Raw genomic sequence first — 25,628 nt, 5'->3', positions numbered from 1 at the left:
GAGAGGTGGCGTGGACGGGCGGCTCAGTGGCCGGCGGCGCTCAGGTGCGGCATGTCGGGGGTCACCGACGCCAGACGTGCCGCGCGGGGGGTGTTCCGGCTGGTCAGGTTGCGCAGCTCGCCTCCGGTGACCACCGCGGTGATGCCCGGGATGTCACCCACCGCGAGGGCCCCGAGCGCGTCGTCGCGGGTGGAGCCCCACGGGGCGTCGAGGACGACCAGGTCGGCAGCCCGCCCGACCTCGATGAACCCGGCCGGCAGGTCCCACACCCGCGCGTTGTTCCCCGTGGCGGCGGCCCAGATCATCGCCGGGTCCAGGCCCGAGAACGAGGACAGCTCCGCGACCGTCTTGATGACCCCGAGGGGCATCACGCCGGTACCGGTCGGCGTGTCCGAACCGATCACCACCCGCGCGAACTGCCCGTCATCGACGGCCTTGCGCAGGATCCGCAGGGACGACTGGAGGTTGCCCGCCTGCACCAGCTGGAGCGCCATCGAGGTCTCCTCGATGATGCGGTCCACGCCCGCGGCGGGCAGAGAGGTGGGCCCACCGTTGATGTGCCCGCAGACGTCGGGCGCCAGGTGCAGCAGGTGGTCGGGCGTGATCGGCTTGCTGCCGGGGATGCTGGCACCGCCCGAGTGGCACATGACCGTGATGCCGTGCGCCTGCGCGCCGCGCACCTGGTCGTAACCGTCGGCCGGGTCCTCGTAGAGGCCGAAACCGAACTTGGCGAGGCGGACACCGGCCGCCTGGAGCTCGGCGAAGTCGCTGTCCCGCAGCGTCGGCTCGAGCACCACGGCGCCCGCATGGACCGTCATCCCGCCCGGGTGGAAGTTCTCGAAGCAGGTCCTGGCCGCGATCGCGAGCGCCTTGACCCCCGCCGCGCTGTGCGGGCGACCCTGCGCGTGGATCTCCCCGGGGGAGACCACGCTGGTGATCCCTCCGTGCACGTAGCTGGCGAGGAAGTCCACCGTCTTCTGGCGCGGGGTGTAGTCGCCGAGCACGACGTGGCAGTGGGAGTCGATGAGTCCTGGCGCGATGGTCGCGCCGTTCGCGTCGACGACGACGTCGGACGACGCCACCTCGCTCGCCAGGTCCTGGCGCCGACCGATGTGGGCGATCTTCCCGCCGCGGCTGATGACCGTGTCGACGCCGTCGAGCACCGGGGCCTGGAAGTCGCCGGAGACGACGGTGCCGGCCCCGACGACGGCGATGTCGCCGTTCACTGGGCGGCCCCGTGCCGGGCCTCGTCGACGGTCATCCCGCCGACCCGCGCGTTGATCCGGCCCCGGTTGGCGACGGCCGCGATCACGACGATCTCGTCCGGGTGCGGAGCGTCCGGGATGCGCACCTCGAGGGCGTCGTAGTGGCTGCGCACCCAGATCTCGTCCTTGTAGGCCAGGGGGACGTCGATGACCGCACCGGCGGTGGCCGCCTTGGTGACCGAGGTGATCCAGGCCTTGCCCCCGCCGATGGCGCTTCGGAAGGCGTCCCCGAACACCGACGTCACCGCCGCGTTGACGTGCTCCTGCTCGCCGTCGGTGCCGACCAGCCCTGCCTTCCCGTAGCTCTCGACGGGGTCGCCCAGCAGCCGGGCAGCCTCCTCGCCCAGCATGGTCCCGATGAACCCGGAGGACTCGACCAGCTCGCTGAGGTCCTCGACGTAGCCCTTGCCGGCGAAGGGGTTCTCCATCACGGCGCAAACGGCTACCCGGCGCAGCGGACCACGTTCGTCGGCTCGACCAGCAGCCGAGTGCACGACCTCCACCTGCGAGAAGACCTTGCGGATGGCGGGTTGAGTACTGGCCACGGTCTCTCCTTCGCTAGCGAACAAACGGCCACGTCAAGGGCCGACCAGGACACTAGGTTTGGCGAGAGCCCGGCTTGTCCCCCGGTTGGGTCAAATCGTGCGCTCGGCCGAGAGGCTCCGGATGTGCGATCTAGGTTGGTAGTGCAAGACCGCTATGCCCTCTGCCCCGCACGGTTCTCCACACACCGGCCGCGGCAGGAACTTCCTCTTTCGGCGATCGCGGTTCGGCACGTCGGCGCCATCGCCGACCAGGACCATCATTCCGTGGACGACGCACATCTACTGGAGCAGGACGTGAAGCTGAAGGTCGGCTATTTCGTCGGAAGCCTTTCGAGCCAGTCGATCAACCGAAGACTGGCCACGGCGTTGATCCGGCTCGCACCGAGCGATCTGTTGCTGGTGGAGGTCCCGATCGGGCGCTTACCCCTGTACAACCGAGACCTCGATCGGGACTTCCCACCGGAGGCTCGTGAGCTGAAGCGAGCCGTGGAGTCCGTCGATGGACTGCTCTTCGTCACCCCTGAATACAACCGATCCATCCCGGGGGCGTTGAAGAACGCCATCGACTGGGGCAGCAGGCCGTGGGGGGACAACTCTTTCGCGCGCAAGCCCTCGGCAATGATCGGCGCTTCGCCCGGGGCGATCGGAACCGCCGTGGCCCAGCAATCGCTCAAGAGCATCCTCAGCTACTGCAATTCGCCACAATTCAACGCGACCGAGGCGTACATCCAGTTCCGACCGGAGCTCTTCAGCGACGACGGCGAAGTCCTGGACGACAGCACCCGAGTCTTCCTATCGACATTCATGGCCGAGTTCCGCGACTTCGTCGTCCGCGTGCGGACGGTCCTTCCCCAGGAGTGACCCGGTCGTAGCGCTCGGCTCGCGGCCGCGCCGCGACGACCGCCAGGGGCCAGAGCACGGCCAGGACCAGGCCCACGGCCGCGTAGGTCCAGTCCAGTCCGATGCCGGCGGCCACCAGTCCGATGACGAGCGCCCCGCTCGCAGTCCCACCGTCGAACGACGCGTTCCACATGGCGCTGGCGGCCGTCGTCCCGCCCTCGCCGGCGCGCCGGAACGCGGCCAGCAGAGTGAGGTTCTGCACGGCGCCGAAGCCGGCGCCGCAGATGCCTGCCCCCATCAGGACCCACGCCGGGCCACTGCCCAGGCCGAGTGCGGTGACCAGCATCCCGGCTGCCGCAGTCCCCAACGACAGCGGCAGCAGCATCCGGCTGTGCATCCGATCGGCCAGCAGGCCCGCTCCCCAGCGCGTGACCGCTGCGGTGAGCCCGAAGACGAGCAACGCGACGGTCGCCAGCACCCCGTCCGGGAGTTCGATGGGCAGGAAGGTGACCAGACCACCCCCGGCCATGGTGACCACGAACAGCACGACCGACGGCGCCAAGGCCGCCCGGGCTGCCGCGAAACCCGTTCCTGCCGGTCCCGGTGGTGCTTCCGGCCCGATCGACCGGACGAGCATCGGTACGAACAGCACCCCCAACACCGGTGCCGCCGACAACCACGCCAACCACCCGATGTGCCCGTTCAGGACCAGCGCCACCCCGGCCGGGATGGCGACGAGGTTCGGGATCGCGATCGCCAGGCCGTAGACACCCACGGACTCCCCGCGCCGCTCCGGCGGGGCCACGCGCGTCGCGGACGTCGCCCCGAGCACGGTCAGGACGGCGAACCCGGCGCCCCGCACGGCGGAGATCGCGGAGATCCAGAGCACGCTGTCGTCGAACACGTACAGGGGCGCGGGGAGCCCCATCGCCAGCAGACCGGCGACCAGCACCGGCCCGGTGCCGAACCTCGCCGTCAGGGCCGGGACGACCGTCTGCGTGAGGATGGTGACCAGCAGGAAGACCGCGGTGACCACACCGGCGGAACCCTCCGTGGCGCCACCGGCGACCGCGTAGCTCGGGAGGGACGCCAGGGTGAGGCAGTAGCTGACGAAGCCCAGCAGCGTGACACCTATCAGGCCCTGCATCCCCCGTCCGCGCCACAAGGCCGTCCGCGCCCCCGCGAGTCCATGCACCGCTCGAGCATGACCTGGGAGACGCGGCCGCCCGCGCCCGGGTAGGCAGGAGGTCATGCCGCTGCTGACCGTGGGCCACGGATCCGACGACCGCACCGCGCTGGCGGCCCGGCTCGGCGGCGCGGGCGTGGAGCTGCTCGTCGACGTGCGCCGGTTCCCCGGCAGCCGCACCAACCCCGACGTGCGGCAGGAGGCCCTGGCGGAGTGGCTGCCCGCGGCGGGGATCGGCTACCGCTGGGAGGAGCGCCTCGGCGGACGTCGCCGGCTGCCGCCCGGCGAGCCGGTCGCCGACGACTGGTGGACGGTCGCGCAGTTCGCCGCCTACGCGGCCCACACCCGCACGCCGGACTTCGCCGCCGCGATGGACGAGGTCCTGGCCGCAGCCGCCGACCGCACGGTGGCGGTCATGTGCAGCGAGTTCGTGTGGTGGCGCTGCCACCGGCGGCTGGTCGCCGACGTCGCCGTCCTCGCCCGGTCGACGCCGGTGCATCACCTCATGCCCGACGGCCGGCAGAGTCCGCACCGCCCCTCCGACGGCGCGGTCCTCGGCGACGACGGCCGCGTCCACTGGCCCGCCGCCCGCGATGTTGATCAGGTGACCTGATCGTTAGGGGTCCTGGCTCAGCGTCGACCGTGAGCCAGGACCCCACGAGGTGAGCCAGGACGGCGACTGTCCACAGGCTGCCCCGTTCCCGGCCCAGCGACCTCGCGGAATGGTGAGACTCCCCCGGTGCACCCGCTGCTGCAGTGCCGCGCGGACCGGCGTCTCGGAGTCTTCACGAGCCAGGAGGCGTTGGCGGCCGGCTACTCAGTCGATGACATCAAGACGGAGCTGCGCACCCGCCGGTGGACGCGGCTGCGCAAGGGCGTCTACGTCGAGTCCGCACGCCGGGGATCGGCGGACGCTGACGACCGCCATCTCATGGCAGGCATCGCCGTCCTGATGAGCCTCGCGCCCGGCCCGGTGCTCAGTCACGCGTCGGCCGCTCGCCGTCACGGGCTGCTCGTGCCTGCGTCCGCGGGTGGAGACGTGCGGGTCACCGCGGTCGACCAGTGGCGCGCCGGCCGGGGGTACCGCGTCGCCCGGGCCAGGCTCCCCGAGGCGGACGTCGTCCCCTGGATCGAGCCGTTCGCGACCACCTCCGTCCCCCGGACGCTGGTCGACTGCGGTCGGGAGTGGTCCCTGGTGGACACGGTGATCGCTCTGGACGCCGCTCTGCACAAGGGCCGCGTCCTCCGTTCGGAGTTGCAGCTCGCCGTGCACTCCGCCCGGCACCGGACCGGGGCTTCCCAGGCGGCCCGGGCGGTCGGTCTCAGCGACGGACGGGCGGAGTCGCCCCTGGAGAGCGAAGGCCGGCTCGCGCTGCTGGCCGCCGGGCTCCCCCGACCCGAACTGCAGGTCGATCTGCACGACGAGCGCGGGTTCATCGCCCGCATCGACGCCTGGTACGAGGAGGCGGCCGTGGCGATCGAGTTCGACGGCCAGGTGAAGTACAGCGATCCGTACGGGGGCCGATCACCGCACGACGTCCTCTGGGAGGAGAAACGCCGGGAGGACCGCGTCCGCCGCCTCGACGTCCGCGTGGTGCGCATCGCCAAGGCCGACCTGGGCGCTCCTTGGCCGCGGGTGACCGCCGACCTGCGGCGGATACTGGCGACGCCGCCCGCGAGGCCGCGGCGCTTCACCGTCATCCGTCGTCCGGAGCCGGGGTCGGAGCTCGACGTCGCCTGAGCCCGCTGTCCTGGCTCACCGTATGGGGTCCTGGCTCACGGTCGACGCTGAGCCAGGACCCCTGACGATCAGGTCACCTGATCAACATGCACGGGTCAGCCCATGTACGGGTAGCGGTGGTCGGTCGGGGGCGCGAACGTCTCCTTGATCGACCGGCTGCTGGTCCAGCGCATGAGGTTCTGCTTGGCACCCGCCTTGTCGTTGGTGCCCGACGCCCGCCCCCCGCCGAAGGGCTGCTGCCCGACGACGGCGCCGGTGGGCTTGTCGTTGACGTAGAAGTTGCCCGCCGCGTGCCGCAGGAACTTCTGCGCGTGCGCGATCGCCACCCGGTCCTGCGCGATGACCGCACCGGTGAGCGCGTAGGGCGCGACCGACTCCATCTGGGTCAGCACGGCGTCGTAGTCGGCGTCGTCGTAGACGTGCACCGCCAGCACCGGCCCGAAGTACTCGGTGGTGAACACCTCGTGGCCCGGGTCGGTGCCCTCGATGATCGTCGGCCGGACGAAGAAGCCCTCGGCGTCGTCGGCGGTGCCCCCGGCCACGATCGACAGCGCCGGGTCGTCGTCCACCCGGTCCAGCACGCCGGAGAGCTTCGAGAACGACTTCCGGTCGATGACCGCGCCCATGAAGTTCGAGAAGTCGGTGACGTCGCCCATCGGCAGCGACTCGGTGGTGGCCACGAGGTCGTCCTTCAGCCGCGCCCACACCGAGCGGGGCACGTAGGCCCGGGACGCCGCCGAGCACTTCTGCCCCTGGTACTCGAACGCGCCGCGGACCAGTGCGGTGCGCAGCACGTCGACGTCGGCCGACGGGTGGGCGACGACGAAGTCCTTGCCCCCGGTCTCCCCCACGATCCGCGGGTAGCCGCGGTAGCCCGCGATGTTCTCCCCGACCGTGCGCCACAGGTGCTGGAACACCGGCGTCGACCCGGTGAAGTGGATGCCGGCGAGGTCGCGGTCGGCCAGGGCGACCTCGGAGACGGCGACCCCGTCGCCGGGCAGCATGTTGATCACACCCGGCGGGAGGCCGGCCTCCTCCAGCAAACGCATGAGGAAGTGCGCGGCGAACTGCTGCGTGGGCGCGGGCTTCCACACCACGGTGCTGCCCATGAGCGCGGGCGCCGTCGGCAGGTTCCCGGCGATCGCGGTGAAGTTGAACGGCGTGATCGCGTAGACGAAGCCCTCGAGCGGGCGGTGGTCGGTGCGGTTCCAGACGCCGGGTGAGGACTTCGGCTGCTCGGCGAGGATCTCGCGGGCGAAGTGCACGTTGAAGCGCCAGAAGTCGATGAGCTCGCACGCGCTGTCGATCTCGGCCTGCTGCGCCGTCTTGCTCTGACCCAGCATCGTGGCGGCGTTCAGCGTCTGCCGCCACGGCCCGGCCAGCAGGTCGGCGGCGCGCAGGAAGACCGCCGCGCGGTCGTCGAAGGAGAGGTCCTGCCAGGTCGGCGCGGCCTCCTTGGCGCAGCGGATCGCGTCCTGCGCGTCGGCGTGCGTGCTGTGCGCGGACGTGCCCAGCACGGCGGCGTGCCGGTGCGGCTGCACGACGTCGAACCGGTTGCCGCCCGCCATGCGTTGCCGGCCGCCGATGGTGCCGGTCAGCTCCACCGGGGCGCTCGCCAGCTCGGCGAGGCGCCGCTGCAGCTCGTCGCGCTCGGGCGTGCCGGGGGCGTAGGTGAGCACTGGCTCGTTGTGCGGAGGGGGGACCTGGGTGACGGCGTCCATGGGGACCTCTCGGGGTTCTGGATCGGGTGGCCGGCGAACGGGTTCAGGAGCGGGTGGCCAGCGAACGGAGGAAGAAGGCCACGTTGGCGGGGCGCTCGGCCAGCCGGCGCATGAAGTAGCCGTACCAGTCGGCGCCGTAGGGGACGTAGGCGCGGACGCGGGTGCCGGCGGCGGCCAGCCGGCGCTGCTCGTCGGGGCGGATGCCGTAGAGCATCTGCACCTCCCAGGAGTCCGCCGACCGCGAGTGCTGCGCGGCCAGCTCGTGCGCCAGCGCGACCATGGCGGGGTCGTGCGACCCGACCATCGGGTACCCCGGGCCGGCCATGAGGATCTCCAGGCAGCGCGCGTAGGCGGCGTCGACGTCCTTCTTCTTCTGGTGCGCGACGGCGGGCGGCTCGTCGTAGGCGCCCTTGACCAGGCGCACCCGCGAGCCGGTGACGGCCAGCGCCTTGGCGTCGTCCTCGGTGCGGAAGAGCATCGCCTGCAGCGCGACGCCCGTGCCCGGGTGCTCCTTGCGCAGCTCGGCGAGGACGGCGAGCGTCGAGTCGACGGTCCGGGAGTCCTCCATGTCGAGGGTCACGGTCGTGCCGATCGCGGTGGCCGCCGCCACCACGGGCCGCACCAGGTCCACGGCGGTCTCGTGCCCGTCGGGCAGCGCCTGGCCGAACGCCGAGAGCTTCACCGTCACCTCGGCCCCGTCGCCCAGGCCCAGGCCGGCCAGCCCGTCGAGGGCGGCCAGGTAGGCGTCGCGGGAGCGCTCGGCCTCGGCGCGGGTGGTGACGTCCTCGCCGAGGTGGTCGAGGGTGACCGCGATCCCGTCGGCGGTCAGCGCGCGGACGGCGGCGAGGGCGTCGTCCAGCGACTCCCCGGCGACGAAGCGGTCGACCACCCGGCGGGTGGCCGGCGTGCCGGTGACCGCCCGCCGCAGGGCGGGCCGTCGGGAGGCGGCCAGCAGGGCCTTGGAGAGCAGCACGGGACCTCCCGGGAGCGGACGACGCCAGCACCCCGAACGCTAGGCACGCGGCCTCCTCAGGACCAGGGACAGATGTCCGGACTTCCCCGGTCTGCTCTCATACAGCTGTACGACGACGAGGAGGGACGGCGGTGCGGGACGAGCTGCAGGAGCTGGTCGACGACGTGTCCCGGGTGCTCGGCGCCCCCGCCACCCTGGAGGACGCCGCCTTCACGCTGCTGGCCTTCTGCGCGCACGACGACAGCGGTGCCGAGCCCATGGACGCCGTCCGTACCCGGTCGATCCTCACCCGCGGCTCCGCGCCCGAGACCCGGCGCTGGTTCGAGGACTTCGGCATCGCGTCGGCGACCCGCCCGATGCGGACGCCGGCCGATCCCGCCGCCGGCGTCCTCACCCGGCTGGTGATCCCCGTTCGCCACGAGGGCCGTACCCGGGGGTACCTCTGGCTCCTGGACGACGGCCGGATCGACCCCGGGGATCTCGCCGATCCGGCGCTGCGCCGGGCCCTGGACCTGGCCGCGGCGGCGGGGCGCGTGCTCGCCGGCCGCCCGGCCGACGACCTGGGGCCGGAGCTCGCCGACGCGCTGACCGGCCGCCCGGCGGCCCGGGCGCAGGCCGCCCGGCGGCTCGGCGACCGGCTGACCGGCGAGGGCGCCCAGGTGCTGGTCGCCCTCACCTCCGCCGACGGCGGCCCGTTGCCGGAGCGGCGGTTGCCGGCGGCCGGTGCGGTGGCGACGGTCCTCGACGACGGCGTCGCCGTCCTGGTGCCCACGCCCACGCCCACGGACCTCCGGCCGGCCGGCGCGCTCGCCGCCGCGACACTGGCCACCCTGCCGGTGGGCAGCACGGCGGGCGTCTCGTCGGCCCGCCGCGGCGCCGACGACCTGCCCGGCCAGTGGGGTGAGGCCCGCGCCGCGGCACGGGTCGCCGCCGTCGTCGACCGGTTCTTCCCGGTCGCCCACTGGGGCGAGCTCGGCGGGTGGCGGCCGGTCACTGCACTACCGGGCCCCGATCCGCTGCTGGCGCCGCTGCTCGCCGACCCGGTGCTGACCACGACGGCCGAGACCTTCCTGGACTGCGCCGGCAGCGCCTCCCGGACGGCGGAGTCGCTGCACATCCACCGGCAGACGCTGTACTACCGGCTGGGCCGGATCGGGGCGCTGACCGGTCTCGACCTCGCCGACGGCGATGCCCGGCTGCTGCTGCACGCCGGGCTGCGCGCGGCCCGGCTGTCCGGCGGCCCGCGGCCGGCCCGCTCGTGACGGCCGCCGGTCGCCTAGGCTCGGGGCGATGGCTGCGGGAGAGATGGTTGCGCCGGTGGACCCCCGCGGCGGGCACGACGACGTGCTACGCGCGCTGCGCACCGGCACGGCGGAGGAGCACCAGCTCCTCGAGGACACCCTGGAGCTGCTGGACCCGGAGCTCGACCGGGAGCGGCTGGCGCACGTCCTCGGCCTGATGCACGGCTTCTGGGCGGCGGCCGAGCGGGGCCTCGACACCTGGGCCACCCAGCACCCCGCGGACGCCGCGACCGTGGACTGGACCCGCCGCCGCCGGGCCGATCTCTTCGCCGCGGACCTCGCGGCGCTGAGCACGCCCGTCCCCGCCGGGACGCCGGAGCTGCCGGCCGTTGCCAGCACCGACGAGGCCCTGGGCCGGCTCTACGTGCTCGAGGGGTCGACCCTCGGCGGCACGTTCATCGACCGCCACCTCGCGGCGCTCCCCCACCTGGCCGGCGTCCGCATCCGCGCCTTCTCGCCCTACGGCCAGGAGACGGGGGCGATGTGGGCCGCCTACCGCCGGGTCACGCGGGCGCACGTGGCCGCGGGCGGCGACGCCGACCGGGTCGTCGCCGCAGCGCGCGAGACGTTCCGCGTGCTCGCCGCGTGGTGCCGCCCCGCTGCCCGACAGCAGGCCCGGGGGTGACCGACGTCGAGCGCGGGGCCGGGTTGCTGGCCCCGGGCGACCCCGTCGACCTCACCAACTGCGAGCGCGAGCCGATCCACATCCCGGGCAGCATCCAGCCGCGTGGGGTGCTGATCGCCGTGCGCGACCCCGACTGGATCGTGCAGCAGGTGTCGGAGAACCTGGCCGACCTCACGGGCGTGGACTGGCGGCGCGCGCTGGGCCGGCCGCTGGCCGAGGTCATCGGCGCGGCACCGGCCGCCGCGGTGATCCGCTCCGCGAGCGCCTTCGGCGACCTGCGCGAGCGCAACCCGGTCGAGGTCACCCTCGACGTCGGCGGCGAGCCGCTGCCCGTGGACGCCCTCCTGCACCGGACGGAGATCGACCCCGGGCCCGTCCGCGCCGTGGACGCCGGGCCCGACCCCACCCCCGGGGAGTCGGCGCCGGTCACCACCCTCGTCGTCGAGCTGGAGCCGGCCCGCGGACCGCGACCGTTCTCCTTCCCGAACACCTACCAGGCCGTGCGCGGCACCGTCGGCGAGCTCAACCGCGCCGCGACGCTGCAGGAGCTCTACGACATCACCGCCCGGGCGGTGCGGGCGCTGACCGGCTTCGACCGGGTGATGGTCTACCGGTACGACGCCGACTACAACGGCGAGGTGGTGGCCGAGGCCAAGACCCTCGAGCTCAACTCCTTCCTCGGGCTGCACTACCCGGCCAGCGACATCCCCGCCCAGGCGCGGGCGCTGTACGAGAAGAACTGGATCCGGCTGATCTCCGACGTCGGGTACGCCCCCGTCCCCCTCCGTCCGACCGTCCACCCGGTCACCGGCCGGCCGCTGGACCTCACGTTCTCCACCCTGCGCAGCGTCTCGCCGATCCACGTCGAGTACCTGGGCAACATGGGCGTCCACGCCTCGATGTCCATCTCCCTGCTGCGCGGCGACCGGCTGTGGGGGCTCATCGCCTGCCACCACTACAGCGGACCGCACGCCCCGCCCTACGCCACCCGCGCCGCCGCGGAGTTCCTCGGCTCCACCCTCTCGCTGCGGCTGACCGACCGGGCGCAGGAGGACGAGTTCGACCGCGCCCTGCGGGTCCGCTCCACCCTGGCCTGGCTGACCGCCGCCGCCATGGACGAGGAGCGCCCGCTCACCGAGACGGTGCTGGGCTCCCCCAGCCTGCTGGACCTGCTGGCCGCCGACGGGGTCGTGGTGAACCTGCAGGGCGCCCGGGGCACCGCCGGCGCCGGGCTGCGGCCCGGGCTGGCCGACGCCATCGCCGGGTGGGCCGCCACCCGCGGCGAGGACGTCGTCGCCACCGACGCGCTGGCCGCCGCCGCGCCGGGCCTCGGCCCGGTCGGCCCGGCCTGCGGCGTGCTCGTGATCCCGCTACCGGAGGGCCAGTACGTGCTCTGGTTCCGCGGCGAGGCGGTACGGCACATCGACTGGGGCGGCGATCCCCGCAACAAGGCGATCGCCGAACGCGAGGGCGCGGAGGTCCGGCTCAGCCCGCGCAAGTCCTTCGAGCGCTGGCGGGAGACCGTCCGCGGCCGCTCCGAGTCGTGGACGCCGCAGGAGCAGGACGAGGCCGCCGAACTGCGCACCCACCTGCTGGAGGCGCTGTACGCGCGGTCGCGCCGCATCGTGCGCGCCGCGGAGACGCTGCAGCGCAGCCTGCTCTCCGACCCGCCCGAGCCCGACCACCTGGCGGTGGCCGTGCGGTACGTGCCGGCCGCGCGGGAGGCACAGGTCGGCGGCGACTGGTACGACGTCTTCCAGCAGCCCGACGGCTCGACGGTGCTCGTCATCGGCGACGTCGTGGGCCACGACACCGAGGCCGCGGCGACGATGTCCCAGCTGCGCGGCCTGCTGCGTGGCATCGCCTACGACAGCGCGGCCGGTCCCGCCGAGGTGCTGTCCCGGCTGGACGCGGCGATCGAGGGGCTGGACCTGGGCGCCCTGGCCACGGTGCTCGTGGGGCGGCTCGACCGGCCGGCGGGCTCGGCCGAGGACCGCACCCGGTTGCGCTGGGCCAGCGCCGGGCACCTCCCGCCGCTGCTGGTCGCACCCGACGGCACGCAGCAGCTGCTGGTGCCCGACCGACCCGGCCTGCTCCTCGGCGTGGACCCCTCCGCCGTCCGCGCGGAGCACCAGACGGTGGTCCCCCCCGGCGCCACGCTGCTGCTCTACACCGACGGGCTGGTCGAGCGCCGCGACCAGGTCTTCGACGACGGCGTCGAGCTGCTCGGCCGCGCGCTCGCCGAGTTGCGCCACCTACCGGTGACCGAGATGTGCGACGCGCTCATCGACCGGCTGCTGCCCGAGGGCGGGGAGGACGACGTCGCGCTCGTCGCCGCCCGGCTCCGGCCCCCGCCGGGCTGAGCCGGCCGCTCAGCTCCCGCCCGGGGCGGTGAAGCGGGGCGTCAGCCCGTCGTCGGGTGGGCCGCCGTCCGACGGCAGCGGGCGCTCGTCCTCGGCCGCGCGGACGACGGCGACGGGGTCCTCGGGGGCGGCGGTGCGGCTCTGCTCCAGCGCGGCCAGCAGGCGCTCCTCGTCGGGTGCCAGGTCACCGGGGCCCAGCCGCCCGCCGGGGCTGCCCGCGTCGGAGCCCGACGCCATCGCGGTGTCCGGCGTGGGGTCGTCCGGGGCGTTCATGCGGCAGTTCCTCATGGTCGGTCAGCGCGGGAAGTTCGGTTCGAGCCGGGGCACGATCTGCATCTCGGGGACGAACGCCGCCGGGTGCAGGAGCAGCAGGGTGCGGATGGCCTCGGCGACCGCCGACGGCGGCATCATCAGGTGCCCGGGGATCCCCCACTGCTCCATCATCGGGGTGTCCATCGCGGCGGGGATGACGCTCTGCACCCGGCACGGGAACGGCCGCTCGGTGCCGTCGTCCAGCCGCACGGCCTTCTCCCGCAGCTCCCGCTGGATGCAGCGGGTCGCGTTGAGGAACCCCGCCTTGGAGCCGTTGTAGGCGATCGCCCCGCTGCCCGAGGTGATCGCCGAGAGCGACACCACGTGCACGACGTCGGCGGTGCGCCCCTCCGGCAGGTGCTGCACCCGCTTCGTGAACTCGCTGGTCAGGAAGATCGGGCCCTCGCAGTTGACCGCCTGCACCCGCTGGTAGTCGGCGAGGTCGATGTCGGTGATGTAGCCCGGCCGGTCGATGCCGGCCACGTTGACCAGGACGTCGAACGCGTCGCCGTGCCGGTCGAACAGGTCGGCCACGACGGTCCGCCGGCTCTCGTCCTGGGTGACGTCCAGGGGGACGACCTCCGCCGAGCCGCCCGCGGCGACCACCCGCGACCGCGTCTCCTCGCTGCCCGACGCGTCGATGTCGGCGACCACCACGTGCGCGCCGCTCTCGGCCAGCGCCAGCGCCGTGGCCCGGCCGAGCCCGCTGGCCCCGCCGGTCACCAGTGCGACCCGGCCCTTCAACGACGCCTCCACGGCAGCTCCTCGGTCGTCGGTGCGCGTCCGTCGCCGACAGCCTCGCCGACAACCGCCGGCAGCGCAGGTCGGGGCCGGCAGGGGCGACCGACCGCGCCTTTCCGGGGCCGCGGTCAGATGCGGTGGAGGCCCGCTTCCTCGATGAGCCTCGCCTGCTCACGGCACCACGGGGACCACGCGTCGCCCTCGGTCTCCTGCCGCCGGCGGAACGCAGCCCAGTCCAGCAGCTCCCACTCGGCCACCTCGCTGGGCTCCGGCGCCGGCGACCCGGTGAAGCGCCCGACGTAGACCGGGCAGATCTCGTTCTCGACGACGCCGCGGAACTCCGCCCGGTACCGGTAGCCCGGGAGGGCGGGGCGGATGTCGGCGACGGAGAGGCCCAGCTCGAAGCCGGCGCGTCGGGCGATCGCAGCCCCGTCGTCCTCACCGGGCCCCGGGTGACCGCAGACGGTGTTGGTCCACATGCCCGGGAACGTCGCCTTGTCCTCGGCCCGGCGGGTAATCAGCAGCCGGCCGTCGTCGGCGAAGAGGTAGGCGGAGAACGCGCGGTGCAGCGGCGTCTCGCCGTGGTGCACCTGTGGCTTGGGCATCGTGCCGATCGCCAGACCCTCCTCGTCCACCAGCACGATCATCTCGACAGGAGTGGCGGTCACCGGCCCATGGTCCCCGATCGACCGGGGGCGCGCCCGCTCCACTCCCCCGGTGCGCGAGGGCGGGCTTCGGGGCACAGTCGGGGTGTGGACAGCTTCGACCGGAACGGCCTGACCTTCGACGTCCGGGACGCCGGACCGACCGACGGCGACCCCGTCGTCCTCCTGCACGGCTTCCCGCAGGACTCCACCGCCTGGGACCGGGTGGCACCGGCGCTGCACCAGCACGGCCTGCGCACCCTGGCGCCCGACCAGCGCGGGTACTCGCCCCGGGCGCGGCCGCGCGGGCGGGCGGACTACCGGCTGCGCGAGACGGCAGGGGACGTCCTCGCCCTGCTCGATGCCGCCGGCCTGGAGTCTGCGCACGTGGTGGGCCACGACTGGGGCGGCATCGTCGGCTGGGCCCTGGGTGCCTGGCACCCCGACCGGGTGCGCACGCTGACCGCGCTCTCCGTACCGCACCCGGCCGCGATGGCCCGCGCCGTGGTGACCAGCGACCAGGCGCTGCGCTCCTACTACGTGGGGGTGTTCCAGCTGCCCGTGCTGCCCGAGCGGCTGCTGCTCGCCGGCGACGGCGCCGCGCTGCGGAGAATGCTGCGGCACGGCGGCCTCCCCGAGGACGCCGTCGACCGGTACGCGCAGCGGATGCGCGAACCGGGTGCGCTGACCGCGGCCCTGAACTGGTACCGGGCCCTGCCGTGGAGCGGGCGCGACCCGGTCGGGAAGGTGCGGGTGCCGACGCTGCACGTGTGGAGCACCGGGGACGCGTTCCTCGGCCGCGCCGCGACCGAGGACACCGCTCGCTTCGTCGAGGCGCCGTACCGGCTCGAGGTCCTCGACGACGTGACGCACTGGATCCCGGAGCTCGCCGCGGAGCGGACCGCCGAGCTGGTCACCGCCCACGTGCGCGGCTGAGCGCTGCGCCGCCCCCGCGCCACCGTCCGGATCGGCGGCCCGAAAGTCGGCATGGGGCTGTTCGGCGCCCCGGCTGCGGGGTAGCCCCGGAGCGTCCGGTAACCGACACCGAGGGAAGGGGACGACCTGATGACCACGTCGACCACGGAAACCGGTCGCGTCACGGGCACCGCCGACAAGGACTACAACCTGATCTGGTTCACCGAGGCCAGCCTCAGCAACGCGCTGCGCCTCGAGGCCTACATCCAGGACGCCGAGCGCGCCGGGGACCAGGAGCTCGCGGAGTTCTTCCGCAAGGCGCAGAACGAGAGCCGCAAGGGTGGCGAGCAGGGGAAGGCCCTGCTCAAGGCACGCCTGAGCAGCTGAGCGATCCGACGACCGTCCTGATCCGGGGCGGGGCCCGCACCCGCGGCGCCCCGCCCCGGTTCGCGTGCACGCCGGGGTAGTTTCCTCCGCGATGACCGCCGAACCGAGGACCACCGCCACCCGGGCCGAGCGCCTCGACCGGCTGCCCGTCACCCGTGAGCACGGCCGGCTGGTGGTCGGCTCGGGCATCGGGTGGGCGCTGGACGCCATGGACGTCGGCCTGATCTCGTTCGTGATGACCGCGCTCGTCGCGCAGTGGGGGTTGTCGAACAGCGAGGTCTCGTGGATCGGGTCGATCGGCTTCGTGGGCATGGCGCTGGGCGCCACGCTCGGCGGTCTGCTGGCCGACCGGTTCGGCCGCCGCCAGGTGTTCGCCCTGACCCTGCTCGTCTTCGGGGTGGCCACGGGCGCCGCGGCGCTGTCGTGGTCGGTCGGTGCGCTACTGGTCTTCCGGTTCCTCATCGGCCTGGGGCTGGGCGCGGAGCTGCCGGTCGCCTCCACCCTGGTCAGCGAGTTCGCCCCGGCGCGGGTGCGCGGCCGGGTGGTCGTGCTGCTGGAGGCGTTCTGGGCGGTGGGCTGGACGCTGGCCGCGCTCATCGGCTACTTCGTCGTCCCCGTCGGCGACGACGGCTGGCGCTGGGCGCTCGCGATCGGGGCCGTGCCCGCCCTCTACGCCGTCGTCGTCCGCCGCGGGCTGCCCGAGTCGGTGCGCTTCCTCGAGCTGCGCGGTCGCACCGACGAGGCGGAGGCGACGGTGCGCCGGTTCGAGCGCGCCGCGGACGTCGCGCCGGTCGCGTCGCCGCCCCCCGCACCGCCGGCCACCCCGCCGGGTGTCGGTGCCCTCTGGGCGGCCGGCACCGCCCGCCGGACGGCCGCGCTCTGGATCGTCTGGTTCGGCATCAACTTCGCCTACTACGGCGCCTTCATCTGGCTGCCGACGCTGCTGTTCAACGAGGGCTTCTCCCTGGTGAGGTCCTTCCAGTACACGCTGATCATCACGATCGCCCAGTTGCCCGGGTACGCCCTGGCGGCCTACCTGATCGAGAAGTGGGGGCGCCGCCCGACGCTGGCCACCTTCCTGCTGGGCTCCGCGCTGGGCGCCGGGCTGTTCGCGGCCGCTGACGGCGACACCGCGGTGCTCGTGACCGGGATGGTGCTGTCGTTCTTCAACCTCGGCGCCTGGGGTGCCCTCTACGCGGTGACACCGGAGATCTACCCGACCGCGCTGCGGGCGACCGGCGCCGGCGCCGCCGCGGGCTTCGGCCGGCTCGCCTCCATCGCCGCGCCCCTGTGCGTGCCGCTGCTGGTCGACGCCGGGGGCACGGGGCTGGTGTTCGCCACCTTCGCCGTCTTCTTCGTGGTGGCCGCGATCGCGGCGTGGGCACTGCCCGAGCTACGGGGCCGGTCACTCGACGACGACGCCACCTCGCCCGACCCCGCACGCTCGACCGGCTGATCGCGGGGCGCGCCGGTTGGCGCGGGGGCGGACGGGTAGCCGCAGGACATGCCGAACCTCTCCCCCGGCCAGCTCTCCGGCCGCACCATCGCCGTCACCGGAGCCAGCGGCAACGTCGGCACCGCCCTCCTGCGTCGGCTCACCGACCCGAGGGCCGGCGTGGCCGAGGTCCGCGGGCTGGCCCGGCGCCGGCCGCCGGCGACGGCCCCGTACGACGGCGTCCGCTGGCACTCCGCCGACCTGGGGGAGGCCGCGAGCGAGGCGGAGATCGCCGAGTTCGTCGAGGGAGCCGACGCGGTGGTGCACCTGGCCTGGGCGCTGCAGCCGGGCCGGCAGCCCGATCGCCTGCGCGAGGTGAACGTGGCGGGCACCCGGCGGGTGGCCCGCGCGGCGGCGGCCGCCGGGGTCGGCCAGTTCGTGCACATGAGCTCGATCGGCGCCTACGCCGCCGGCGCGCGCGGGCAGCGGGTGACGGAGGACTGGCCGACGACCGGCATCCCGAGCGCGCAGTACAGCCGCGACAAGTCCGAGGCCGAGCGGGTGGTCCGCGAGGTGTTCACCCGACACCCGGACACCACCCTGACCGTCGTCCGCCCCACCCTCGTCCTGCAGCCGGAGGCCAGCAGCGAGATCGGCCGCTACTTCCTGGGGCCGCTGCTGTTCGGGGCCGCGCGCATGCTGCCCGGCGCGGTCGCCCGGCTGCTCCCGCTCCCCCTGCCCGCGCTGGCCCTCTCGTTCGTGCACGCCGACGACGTCGCCGACGCCCTCGAGCGGATGCTCGACCGCCGTGCCCCCGGCCCGTTCAACCTGGCGACCGAGCCGCTGATGGACGCCGACGCGCTGGCCCGCGCCCTCGGCTCGGTGCGGATCCCCACCCCGGCGTTCGCGGTGCGCGCCGGGCTGCACGCGGCGTTCACCGCGCACGTGGTGCCCACCGAGCCCGGCTGGGTGGACATCGGCACGCAGGCGCCCGCGCTGAACACCGCCCGGGCGCGCAAGCTGCTCGACTGGGCCCCGTTCCACGCCGGCGACGACGTGCTGCGGCAGTTCGTGGCGGCGCTCGGCACCGGCACCGGTGCGCCCGGGCCGTTGCTGCGCCCGGCGGGCGGCCCGGAGCTGGACCCGGCCGGTGACCGGGCCAACGCGCCCGGGCCGCGGGCCAACTGACTCAGCCGGGCAGGCTGCCCAGCAGGGTGCGGGTCATCGCGTTGCGGGTGTCGAGCAGCTCGTCCAGCGCCGCGGTCAGATCACCCGCCGACACCGTGAGCCCGCCGCCGTCCGGGGTCCGCGCCGCCGCCACCAGCGCGGCCCGGCGGAGCAGCTCCTTGAGGAAGGACGCCGTCACGCCCTCGGTCCGGGCCATCACGTCGTCCAGGCCGCTGGTGTCCACCTCCAGCGCCCCGCGGTAGAGGTCGAACAGCGCCCGGCGCGCCGCCGCGTCGGGCAGCTCCAGCGCCACCGCCTGGTCCACCCGGCCCGGGCGTGCGGCCAGCGCAGGCTCCAGCAGGTCGGCGCGGTTCGTGGTGAGCACGAAGACGACGTCGGCGTCCTCGGCCAGCCCGTCCATCTCGTTGAGCAGCTGGAACAGCAGCGGATGCTGGCCCGGGTGCATGCCGCGGTCCTCGGCGATCAGGTCGACGTCCTCCACGACGAGCATGGCCGGCGCCAGCGCCCGTGCCACCGAGCACGCCTCGGCGATCAGGTGCAGCGCGTTGCCGGTGAGCTGGATGACCGTGGTGTCGCGCAGGTTGCTCACCAGGTACCGGACGGTGTGGGTCTTGCCGACGCCGGGCGGGCCGTAGAGCAGCACCCCGCGCTTGAGGTGCTGGCCGGCCGCGAGCAGGCGCTCCTTGTGCCGGGCGACGTCCACCACCTGCCGCCGGATCTCGGCGAGAGTGGCCGGCGCCAGGATCAGCTGGTCGGCCCGCAGCTCCGGCCGGCGGTGGAACTGCAGCAACGTCTGCCCGTGCCCGAACACCTCCTGACCGAAGGAGAGAACCTGGCCGCGGAACACGTTGTGCTCGATGCTCGCGGCGCGGATCTCGGCGGCGGCATGGGCCACCGCGGCCGGGTCGGTGCCCACCAGCTGCACCGACACCTGCGGCACGCCGTACTCCGGTGCCGCACCCCGCAGCAGCAGCGCCGCGCGGCTGCCGTCGGGCTCGGTGACCAGGTAGATCGCGCACCGCTGGCAGGCCCGGACCTCGCCGTCGGGGCCGCAGGCGAGGTTGACCGTGGCCGGGTTGCCCGGCCGGGGTCCGTGCGGGTGCTCGCCGTCGGGGCCGAGGAGGTCCCCGAGGCCGAAGTGGGTGTGCTGGAACCCGGCCACGCCGACCAGCTCGTGGCTCCGCCCGGGCCCGGTCAGCCAGGCGTCGACCCCGGCCTGGACGTTGACGTGGTCGTAGCCGGGCCAGGTCTCCTCCACCACGTCCAGCCCCTCGGCCGCGTCGCCCAGGTGCGCCGCCAGCACCCGGGACAGCCGCGGCCGCTCCCCCGCGCGGGCGGCGCCGACCAGCGCCCGCACGCCGCGCCGGGCGAGCCGGCCGACGTCGGCCAGCTCCGGCCGCAGCTCGTCGGGAGCCGCGACGGCCGCCGCGGTGAGCGGCTGGTAGGAGCCGCTGTAGCTGACGTAGGTGCGCCGCACGTGCCCTCCTGGTGCATCGGTGGAGGGCGCACGCTACCGGGTACCGGACGGTTCCCGAACCGGTTTCAGCCGCGGGTGGTCCAGGCGGCGACGGGCCGCCCGGTCTTCGCGAAGACCTCCGAGGCCCGCTCCGCACGCAGGGCGACCAGCAGCGCCTCCCCCTCGGCCAGCGTGGTCGCCGGGTCGTCCTCGGCCACCAGCCGGGCGGTCGCGGTGGCGCGTCGGCCGTCGACCGACACGACCTGACCGGTCACCACGAGGGGCACGCCCAGGTGCACCGGCCGGCGGTAGGTGACGGTCAGGGTCGCCGTCAGTCCGCCGTGACCGGCGCTGCGCGCGGAGCGCGCCAGCACGTGGTCCAGGAGCGTGGCCACCACCCCGCCGTGCACGAGCCCGGGCGGGCCCTCGAGCTTCTTGCCGATCGTGACCCGGCCGACGCAGCGGCCCTCGTCCGGGAGGTCCTCGACGACCATCGGCGGCGCGACCGGGCTGCCCGGCCCGTACACCGGGCTGTACCACCGCTGGCCGGTCTCCGGGTCGTCCACCGAAGCGATCTCGTGCACCTCGCGCAGGTCCTCCGACAGCAGCGCGGTCAGCTCGCGCGCGGCCCGGGTCGCCTCGCTCAGCCGGTCGACCGGCACCTCGGTGCGGACGGCGGCGTCGACCAGCTCGCGCAGGGCCTCACCGAGCTCCGCCGCCGCTTCGCGACGGACCCCGCGCTCGTCGTCGGTGAGCTCGGGCCTAGCCACGTGCCATGCCGGCCTCACGCAGCAGCGCGCCGCCGATGATGACCCGCTGCACCTCGCTGGTGCCCTCGTAGAGCCGGAACAGCCGGGCGTCGCGGTAGAAGCGCTCCACCGGCGTCGTCCGCAGGTAGCCCATGCCGCCATGCACCTGCACGGCCTTGTCGACAGCGCGGCCCACCATCTCGGTGCAGAAGAGCTTGGCCGACGACGGGCCGACGGAGGTGTCCTCGCCGGAGTCGTAGCGGGCGGCGACGTCGCGCACCATGCTGCGGCCGGCGAGCAGCTCGGCGTGCATGTCGGCGAGCATCGCCTGGACCAGCTGGAAGCGGCCGATCGGCGCCCCGCCCTGCTTGGCGGTGGCGGCGTAGACGACCGACTCGTCGAGCACCCGCTGCGCCATGCCGACGCAGAGCGCGGCGATGTGCAGCCGGCCGCGGGAGAGCACGGTGAGGGCCTTCGCGTAGCCGCGGCCCTCCTCGCCGATCAGCGCGTCGGCGGGCACCCGCACGTCGTCGAAGAACACCTCGCTGGTCCAGGCGCCGGCCTGGCCCATCTTCGCGTCCTTGGGGCCGACGGTGACGCCCGGCGTCGTCGTCTCGACGACGAAGCTGGAGATGCCCCGGCCGCCCTTCTGCTCCGGGTCGGTGCGGGCGAAGACGACGAACAGGTCGGCGATCGGCGCATTGGTGATGTAGCGCTTGCTGCCGTTGATGACCCACTCGTCGCCGTCCCGGCGGGCGCTGGTGCGCAGTGCCGAGGGGTCGGAGCCGGCCTCGGCCTCGGTGAGCGCGAAGGAGCCGATGAGCTCACCGGCCGACAGGCGCGGCAGGTACTTCTTCTTCTGCTCCTCGCTGCCGAACTTCGCGATCACCTGGCCGGAGATGCCGTTGTTCGTGCCGAAGAGGGAGCGGAAGGCGGGCGTCGTGTAGCCGAACTCCATCGCGAGCTCGACGTCCTCGCTCATCGTGACGCCGAGCCCGCCGTAGTCCTCGGGCAGCGCGTACCCGAACAGACCCATCTCCGCGGCCTGCGCCCGCAGGTCGTCGGGGATGCGGTCCTCGTCCTCGATCTGCTCCTCGCGGGGCAGCACCGATTCGCGGATCAGCTGTCGAACGGCGTCCTTGACCTGGCGGAAGTCCTCGGCGTCCACGCAGGCCATGGTGACGCGTGCCTCAGCCCTCCGGCGCGCCGGGGGTCCCGCCGCGCCGGTGAGGCATAGGAAGCTCTACCTGCATCCGGGGGTGGCTGAACGCGGGTAGAGCTTCCTATGCCCGGGCGGGCGGCGGCTCAGGCCAGCGCGTCCAGGCGGGCCATGTCCTCGTCGGACAGGGTCAGCCGAGCCGCACCGAGGTTCTCGGTGAGGTGGTCGACCGACTTGGTGCCCGGGATCGGCAGGATGACCGGCGACTTCTGCAGCAGCCAGGCCAGCGCCACCTGCGAGGGAGTGGCGTCGAGCTCGCGGGCGATGTCCGCCACCGGGCTGTCCGGGGCGGCCAGGTCACCCGTGGCGATCGGGAACCACGGGATGAAGGCGATGCCCTCGGCGGTGGCGTAGTCCAGGACGTCCTGGCTCTGGCGGGTGGTCAGGTTGTACAGGTTCTGCACGCTGACGATCTCGGTGATCCCGCGCGCCGCCTCCAGCTCATCCACCGACACCTCGGAGACGCCGATGTGCCGGACCTTGCCCTGCTCCTTGAGCTCTGCGAAGGCGCCGAGCTGGTCGGCCAGCGGCACCTCGGCGTCGATGCGGTGCAGCTGGATGAGGTCGATGCGGTCGACCTTCAGGTGCCGCAGGGAGAGCTCGACCTGCTGCTTGAGGTAGGCGGGCCGGCCGACCGGCGTCCAGATGCCCGGGCCCTGGCGGGTCAGCCCGGCCTTCGTCGCGATGACCAGGCCCTCGGGGTAGGGGTGCAGCGCCTCGGCGATGATCTGCTCGCTGACCTCGGGGCCGTAGGAGTCGGCGGTGTCGATGAAGTCCACGCCCTGCTCGACGGCGGCCTGCACGACGCGGACGGCGGCGGCCCGGTCGGCCGGCTCGCCCCACACGCCGGGGCCGGGCAGCTGCATGGCGCCGTAGCCGAGCCGGTGGACGGGGAGGTCTCCGCCGATGCTGAACGTGTCGCTGAGCTGTGCGGTGGTCATGCCGGGAGCCAGCGCGGCAGCCACCGCGCGTGTTCCCGGACGGGCGTGTTCGATGGACGACGTGGGCGAGATCGTCGATGGACGGCTGGGAGAGCTCGTGGTGCTGCGGCACGGGCAGACCGAGTGGAGCCGCAGCGGCCAGCACACCGGGGCCACCGACCTGCCGCTGCTGCCCGAGGGCGAGGAGCAGGCCCGCTCCCTGCGCGCGGCGCTGGGCCGACGCAGCTTCGCCGAGGTGCGGGTCAGCCCGCTCCAGCGGGCCCGGCGGACCGCCGAGCTGGCCGGCCTGACCGCCACAGCGGTGGACGGCGACCTCGTCGAGCTCGACTACGGCGGCTACGAGGGCCGCACCACTGCCGAGATCAGCGAGGAGCTGGGCCGGGAGTGGTCGATCTGGCGGGACGGCACGGCCGACGCCGACGTCCCCGGCGAGACGCTGGCCGACGTCGGCGCCCGGGTCGACCGAGTCCTCGACCGGGTCCGTGACCGCCTTCCCGACGGCGACGTCGCGCTCGTCGCCCACGGCCACGTGCTGCGGGTGCTGACGGCCCGCTGGCTCGGGCTGGCGCCCGAGGCCGGGGCGCTGTTCGCGCTGCCCGCCGGCCGGTACGGCGTCCTGGGGCACGAGCACGGCCGGCCGGTGCTCACCGGCTGGGCCCTGGGCTGACCGGCGACGGCGTCAGCGGGTCCGCGCCACCGGCTGCCAGCGACCCTCGGGCTCCTCGGCGGGCGGCTCGGGGCGTACCGGCCGGCCGAACAGCCAGCCCTGGCCCATGTCGGCCCCCAGCGCGGTCACCTCCTCGGCCAGCCGCTCGGTCTCGATCCCCTCGGCCACGACCACCGCCCCCAGCTGGTGGGCCAGGTCGGTCACCGCCTTCAGCACCGTGCGGGCACCGTCGTCGGGCAGCTCCTGCACCAGCCCCTTGTCCAGCTTCACCACGTCGGGCCGGACCGCGGCGAGGAGCGACAGGCTGTTCCAGCCGGCGCCGACGTCGTCGAGCGCGACGCGCCACCCCAGCGAGCGGTAGTGCTCCAGCACCGAGACCAGGTGCCCGCGGTCGGCGATGGCGTGCGACTCGACCACCTCGAAGACCAGCTGGGTCGGTGCGATGCCGGCGTCGTGCGCGACCTGCTCGGTGCTGGCCAGGCAGACCTGCGGCCGGTAGATCGAGGCGGGGTTGAAGTTGATGAACAGGTCGTCCTCGCCCAGCCACGGCACTGCGCCGGCGATGGCGGACTCCCGGCCGATGCGGTCCAGCCGGTGCAGCCAGCCGGCGGACTCGGCCACGAAGAACAGGTCCCCGCCGCCGACCTCACGGCCGTCGACCAGCCCGCGCAGCAGCGCCTCGTGCGCGACGACGGAGCGGTCGGCCAGCGAGACGATCGGCTGGTACACCGACCAGAACTCGGCCTCGGCCAGGACGCCGACCTCGACCGTGACGCCGCGGCGCGCCAGCTCCACGGCCAGCGTGGGCGCGGTCAGCAGCCGGGCGGTCAGCGCGGCGCCGTCGTCCGGCGGGTCGGTGGCGACCCGCACCGCCTCGGTCTCGGCGGCGGTCAGCTCCCGCGCCAGCTTCTGGAACAGCCGCTCCAGACCCCGTCCACCCCGGTCGTCGACGACGTCGACCAGCTGGGGCGCGGAGTAGACGGTGAGGCCCAGCGCCTTGGCGGTGCGGGCCACGTGCGGCAGCACGTGCCCGATCGACGTCGCCAGCAGCGCACGACCCGCCCGCCCGGGCACCTCCCAGTTCTGGCGGCACCCGCAGACGCCGCCGCAGATGGTTCCCACGGAGGACAGGGTGACTCACGCGCACGGGCACACGGGATAGGCGCGCGGCGGTATCGGAACGCTCTTCCGGGGGTACTCGCAGGGGACTCCCAGCTAGTTCACAACTTGAATGTCTAAGGTTTCGCCCATGGCCGCTCTCCCCACCGCAGAAGCCGCTCGTCCGAGTCGTGGCGGCCGGCCGCGCGATCCCAGCCGGGACGGCGTGATCCGCGCGGCGATCCTCCGCCTGCTCGCCGACGTGGGTTACGGCGCGCTGACCATGGATGCGGTCGCCGCGGAGGCCGGCGTGGGCAAGGCGACGATCTACCGACGGTGGCGCACCAAGCAGGACCTGGTCGTCGACACGATCTCCGACCTCAACCGCGCCGAGGCGCACAGCCCCGACACCGGCTCCCTCGAGGGCGACCTGCGCGAGATCATGCACTCCCTCGTCGGCGTCGTGAACGGCCCGACGGGCGCGGCCACCCTCTCCCTGCTGTCGACCGTGCCGCGTCACCCGGCGCTGGCCGAGGCGTTCGAGAAGGGTCCGCTGGCCGTGTGGCAGCAGTCCTTCGAGCAGGTGTGGCAGAACGCCGAGGCGCGCGGCGAGCTCGACCCGTCGTTCCGCACCTCGGTCGCCGCCGAGACCGTCAGCGCGCTCCTCGTGCAGCGCTGGCTGCTCACCCACCGCCCGGTCGACGAGGCCTTCGTCGACGAGGTGCTGGAGACCGTCGTCCTGCCCCTGGTGCGCCACCGGGCGACCAGCGCCTGACCCGGCCGAGCACCCGAGAACCACGAGACCGGCCCGTCCCCCTGGGGGACGGGCCGGTCTCGTCGTGTCGGACGGCGATCAGCGCGTGCGGTACTGGACCTTCTTCTCCACGACGGGCCGACGGTTCCGCTTGGCCGGCGCCGCGGCCTTGCGGTGCCGGACCTTCTGCACCACCACCAGCGTGACCAGGAGCCCGACGGCGCCCATCGTGGCCTGACCGGCGGGCGTCTGCAGGAAGCGCTGCACGGCGTCCTTGCCCTGGGCCTTCAGGCGCGTGGGGCTGCTGCGGTAGGCGATCTGGTCCAGGGTGGCGGCCAGCGACTCGCGGGCCGCATCGATCTCGAGCTGGATCTGTCGTGGGTCGCGGGGCACGGCGACAGCCTGCCAGACGCGGCGCAGGTCAGCGCGGTGACGGTCCTCCCGGGGTGCCCGCACGGGTGCTCCTAGACTCCGGAAGCACGCGGGAGTGGTGTAACGGCAGCCACGCCAGACTTAGGATCTGGTGCCTTCGGGCGTAGGGGTTCGACTCCCCTCTCCCGCA

The 25,628-nt window shown here is 74.0% G+C and carries 26 protein-coding genes and 1 tRNA gene; 13 read left to right on the top strand and 14 right to left on the bottom strand.

The genetic code is table 11. The features are described from left to right. Positions 1-23: 23 nt before the first annotated feature. Together ACI79K_RS03450 and ACI79K_RS03445 are read right to left on the bottom strand one after the other, a co-directional pair. The gene (locus tag ACI79K_RS03450) at positions 24-1,226 is read right to left on the bottom strand and encodes an amidohydrolase family protein (RefSeq protein ID WP_456596713.1); all 1,203 of its coding nucleotides are present in this window, start codon (positions 1,224-1,226) and stop codon (positions 24-26) included. Then, a complete protein-coding gene (locus tag ACI79K_RS03445; protein ID WP_456598979.1) occupies positions 1,223-1,810 on the bottom strand; it encodes an amino acid synthesis family protein in 588 nt (195 codons plus the stop codon). Before ACI79K_RS03445 ends, ACI79K_RS03450 begins: the two co-directional genes overlap by 4 nt. 264 nt (positions 1,811-2,074) lie before the next feature. Between ACI79K_RS03445 and ACI79K_RS03440 the strand changes: the two genes are divergently transcribed. Then, entirely contained in the window at positions 2,075-2,671 is a 597-nt protein-coding gene (locus ACI79K_RS03440) for an NADPH-dependent FMN reductase (RefSeq protein ID WP_456598978.1), read from the top strand. On the opposite strand, the gene ACI79K_RS03435 is transcribed toward ACI79K_RS03440, so the two are convergent. Continuing rightward, positions 2,613-3,797, bottom strand: coding sequence for an MFS transporter (locus ACI79K_RS03435; protein WP_456598977.1), 1,185 nt, complete (start codon positions 3,795-3,797; stop codon positions 2,613-2,615). The genes ACI79K_RS03440 and ACI79K_RS03435 overlap by 59 nt on opposite strands. Before the next feature lie 103 nt (positions 3,798-3,900). Here ACI79K_RS03435 and ACI79K_RS03430 point away from each other — a divergent pair, with 103 nt between their 5' ends. Next, on the top strand, positions 3,901-4,449 hold the full coding sequence (locus tag ACI79K_RS03430; RefSeq protein ID WP_456598976.1) for a DUF488 domain-containing protein: 549 nt from the start codon (positions 3,901-3,903) through the stop codon (positions 4,447-4,449). Between the two features lie 126 nt (positions 4,450-4,575). Next, a complete protein-coding gene (locus tag ACI79K_RS03425) occupies positions 4,576-5,577 on the top strand; it encodes a hypothetical protein (RefSeq protein WP_456598975.1) in 1,002 nt (333 codons plus the stop codon). A gap of 95 nt (positions 5,578-5,672) precedes the next feature. On the opposite strand, the gene pruA is transcribed toward ACI79K_RS03425, so the two are convergent. Beyond that, positions 5,673-7,298 carry an L-glutamate gamma-semialdehyde dehydrogenase gene (gene pruA / locus ACI79K_RS03420; RefSeq protein ID WP_456598974.1) on the bottom strand — a complete coding sequence of 542 codons (1,626 nt, stop codon included), beginning with the start codon at positions 7,296-7,298 and terminating at the stop codon, positions 5,673-5,675. Positions 7,299-7,341: 43 nt separating this feature from the next. Beyond that, on the bottom strand, positions 7,342-8,271 hold the full coding sequence (locus ACI79K_RS03415) for a proline dehydrogenase family protein (protein WP_456598973.1): 930 nt from the start codon (positions 8,269-8,271) through the stop codon (positions 7,342-7,344). A 131-nt stretch (positions 8,272-8,402) separates the two neighbouring features. Here ACI79K_RS03415 and ACI79K_RS03410 point away from each other — a divergent pair, with 131 nt between their 5' ends. The 3 genes from ACI79K_RS03410 to ACI79K_RS03400 are packed head-to-tail and all read left to right on the top strand — an operon-like array spanning position 8,403 to position 12,560. Next, positions 8,403-9,533, top strand: a complete 1,131-nt coding sequence (locus tag ACI79K_RS03410; protein ID WP_456598972.1) for a PucR family transcriptional regulator — start codon at positions 8,403-8,405, stop codon at positions 9,531-9,533. Between the two features lie 28 nt (positions 9,534-9,561). Beyond that, positions 9,562-10,197, top strand: coding sequence for a biliverdin-producing heme oxygenase (locus ACI79K_RS03405; protein ID WP_456587513.1), 636 nt, complete (start codon positions 9,562-9,564; stop codon positions 10,195-10,197). Then, positions 10,194-12,560: a SpoIIE family protein phosphatase gene (locus ACI79K_RS03400; RefSeq protein WP_456598971.1), complete on the top strand. Its 2,367-nt coding sequence runs from the start codon at positions 10,194-10,196 to the stop codon at positions 12,558-12,560. The genes ACI79K_RS03405 and ACI79K_RS03400 overlap by 4 nt, the downstream gene beginning before the upstream one ends. 9 nt (positions 12,561-12,569) lie before the next feature. On the opposite strand, the gene ACI79K_RS03395 is transcribed toward ACI79K_RS03400, so the two are convergent. The 3 genes from ACI79K_RS03395 to idi all read right to left on the bottom strand — a co-directional run bounded on the left by ACI79K_RS03395 (position 12,570) and on the right by idi (position 14,281). Next, positions 12,570-12,833, bottom strand: a complete 264-nt coding sequence (locus ACI79K_RS03395) for a hypothetical protein (protein ID WP_456596723.1) — start codon at positions 12,831-12,833, stop codon at positions 12,570-12,572. A gap of 21 nt (positions 12,834-12,854) precedes the next feature. Continuing rightward, positions 12,855-13,628: an SDR family NAD(P)-dependent oxidoreductase gene (locus ACI79K_RS03390; RefSeq protein ID WP_456587510.1), complete on the bottom strand. Its 774-nt coding sequence runs from the start codon at positions 13,626-13,628 to the stop codon at positions 12,855-12,857. A gap of 113 nt (positions 13,629-13,741) precedes the next feature. Beyond that, positions 13,742-14,281, bottom strand: coding sequence for an isopentenyl-diphosphate Delta-isomerase (gene idi, locus ACI79K_RS03385; RefSeq protein ID WP_456598970.1), 540 nt, complete (start codon positions 14,279-14,281; stop codon positions 13,742-13,744). Between the two features lie 84 nt (positions 14,282-14,365). On the opposite strand from idi, the gene ACI79K_RS03380 reads away from it, so the two are divergent. From ACI79K_RS03380 to ACI79K_RS03365, 4 genes are all read left to right on the top strand, one after another. Further along, positions 14,366-15,193 carry an alpha/beta fold hydrolase gene (locus ACI79K_RS03380; RefSeq protein WP_456598969.1) on the top strand — a complete coding sequence of 276 codons (828 nt, stop codon included), beginning with the start codon at positions 14,366-14,368 and terminating at the stop codon, positions 15,191-15,193. Positions 15,194-15,322: 129 nt separating this feature from the next. Further along, a complete protein-coding gene (locus ACI79K_RS03375; protein ID WP_456587507.1) occupies positions 15,323-15,559 on the top strand; it encodes a hypothetical protein in 237 nt (78 codons plus the stop codon). A gap of 91 nt (positions 15,560-15,650) precedes the next feature. Then, a complete protein-coding gene (locus ACI79K_RS03370) occupies positions 15,651-17,015 on the top strand; it encodes an MFS transporter (RefSeq protein WP_456587506.1) in 1,365 nt (454 codons plus the stop codon). A gap of 48 nt (positions 17,016-17,063) precedes the next feature. Next, a complete protein-coding gene (locus ACI79K_RS03365) occupies positions 17,064-18,182 on the top strand; it encodes an NAD-dependent epimerase/dehydratase family protein (protein WP_456598968.1) in 1,119 nt (372 codons plus the stop codon). Between the two features lies 1 nt (position 18,183). Here ACI79K_RS03365 and ACI79K_RS03360 read toward each other — a convergent pair whose 3' ends face one another. From ACI79K_RS03360 to ACI79K_RS03345, 4 genes are all read right to left on the bottom strand, one after another. After that, positions 18,184-19,659 (bottom strand): AAA family ATPase, encoded by a 1,476-nt coding sequence (locus tag ACI79K_RS03360; RefSeq protein WP_456598967.1) that lies wholly within the window; start codon positions 19,657-19,659, stop codon positions 18,184-18,186. Positions 19,660-19,724: 65 nt separating this feature from the next. After that, on the bottom strand, positions 19,725-20,408 hold the full coding sequence (locus tag ACI79K_RS03355) for a PaaI family thioesterase (RefSeq protein ID WP_456598966.1): 684 nt from the start codon (positions 20,406-20,408) through the stop codon (positions 19,725-19,727). After that, positions 20,401-21,564 carry an acyl-CoA dehydrogenase family protein gene (locus ACI79K_RS03350; RefSeq protein WP_456598965.1) on the bottom strand — a complete coding sequence of 388 codons (1,164 nt, stop codon included), beginning with the start codon at positions 21,562-21,564 and terminating at the stop codon, positions 20,401-20,403. Before ACI79K_RS03350 ends, ACI79K_RS03355 begins: the two co-directional genes overlap by 8 nt. Before the next feature lie 128 nt (positions 21,565-21,692). Next, positions 21,693-22,547, bottom strand: coding sequence for an aldo/keto reductase (locus ACI79K_RS03345; protein WP_456587501.1), 855 nt, complete (start codon positions 22,545-22,547; stop codon positions 21,693-21,695). 61 nt (positions 22,548-22,608) lie between these two features. Between ACI79K_RS03345 and ACI79K_RS03340 the strand changes: the two genes are divergently transcribed. Continuing rightward, positions 22,609-23,214, top strand: a complete 606-nt coding sequence (locus ACI79K_RS03340) for a histidine phosphatase family protein (RefSeq protein WP_456598964.1) — start codon at positions 22,609-22,611, stop codon at positions 23,212-23,214. Between the two features lie 12 nt (positions 23,215-23,226). On the opposite strand, the gene ACI79K_RS03335 is transcribed toward ACI79K_RS03340, so the two are convergent. Then, positions 23,227-24,336 (bottom strand): EAL domain-containing protein, encoded by a 1,110-nt coding sequence (locus ACI79K_RS03335; protein ID WP_456587499.1) that lies wholly within the window; start codon positions 24,334-24,336, stop codon positions 23,227-23,229. A 127-nt stretch (positions 24,337-24,463) separates the two neighbouring features. Between ACI79K_RS03335 and ACI79K_RS03330 the strand changes: the two genes are divergently transcribed. Continuing rightward, a complete protein-coding gene (locus ACI79K_RS03330) occupies positions 24,464-25,087 on the top strand; it encodes a TetR/AcrR family transcriptional regulator (RefSeq protein ID WP_456587498.1) in 624 nt (207 codons plus the stop codon). A gap of 78 nt (positions 25,088-25,165) precedes the next feature. Here ACI79K_RS03330 and ACI79K_RS03325 read toward each other — a convergent pair whose 3' ends face one another. Then, a complete protein-coding gene (locus ACI79K_RS03325) occupies positions 25,166-25,459 on the bottom strand; it encodes a DUF3618 domain-containing protein (protein ID WP_456587497.1) in 294 nt (97 codons plus the stop codon). Between the two features lie 88 nt (positions 25,460-25,547). Between ACI79K_RS03325 and ACI79K_RS03320 the strand changes: the two genes are divergently transcribed. After that, positions 25,548-25,628, top strand: a tRNA-Leu gene (locus tag ACI79K_RS03320).

The organism is Blastococcus sp. SYSU DS0616 (genome assembly GCF_054051015.1).
The sequence above is the reverse complement of the archived record's forward strand: the minus strand, read 5'-3'. Positions and strand labels throughout refer to the sequence as shown.

Excerpts from the sequence above, each read along its gene's own strand:
- ACI79K_RS03370 (WP_456587506.1), top strand. The coding sequence starts at position 15,651 with ATGACCGCCGAACCGAGGACCACCGCCACCCGGGCCGAGCGCCTCGAC.
- pruA (WP_456598974.1), bottom strand. The coding sequence starts at position 7,298 with ATGGACGCCGTCACCCAGGTCCCCCCTCCGCACAACGAGCCAGTGCTC.
- ACI79K_RS03405 (WP_456587513.1), top strand. The coding sequence starts at position 9,562 with ATGGCTGCGGGAGAGATGGTTGCGCCGGTGGACCCCCGCGGCGGGCAC.
- ACI79K_RS03345 (WP_456587501.1), bottom strand. The coding sequence starts at position 22,547 with ATGACCACCGCACAGCTCAGCGACACGTTCAGCATCGGCGGAGACCTC.
- ACI79K_RS03430 (WP_456598976.1), top strand. The coding sequence starts at position 3,901 with ATGCCGCTGCTGACCGTGGGCCACGGATCCGACGACCGCACCGCGCTG.
- ACI79K_RS03375 (WP_456587507.1), top strand. The coding sequence starts at position 15,323 with ATGACCACGTCGACCACGGAAACCGGTCGCGTCACGGGCACCGCCGAC.
- ACI79K_RS03350 (WP_456598965.1), bottom strand. The coding sequence starts at position 21,564 with ATGGCCTGCGTGGACGCCGAGGACTTCCGCCAGGTCAAGGACGCCGTT.
- ACI79K_RS03330 (WP_456587498.1), top strand. The coding sequence starts at position 24,464 with ATGGCCGCTCTCCCCACCGCAGAAGCCGCTCGTCCGAGTCGTGGCGGC.
- ACI79K_RS03435 (WP_456598977.1), bottom strand. The coding sequence starts at position 3,797 with ATGCAGGGCCTGATAGGTGTCACGCTGCTGGGCTTCGTCAGCTACTGC.
- ACI79K_RS03395 (WP_456596723.1), bottom strand. The coding sequence starts at position 12,833 with ATGAACGCCCCGGACGACCCCACGCCGGACACCGCGATGGCGTCGGGC.
- ACI79K_RS03365 (WP_456598968.1), top strand. The coding sequence starts at position 17,064 with ATGCCGAACCTCTCCCCCGGCCAGCTCTCCGGCCGCACCATCGCCGTC.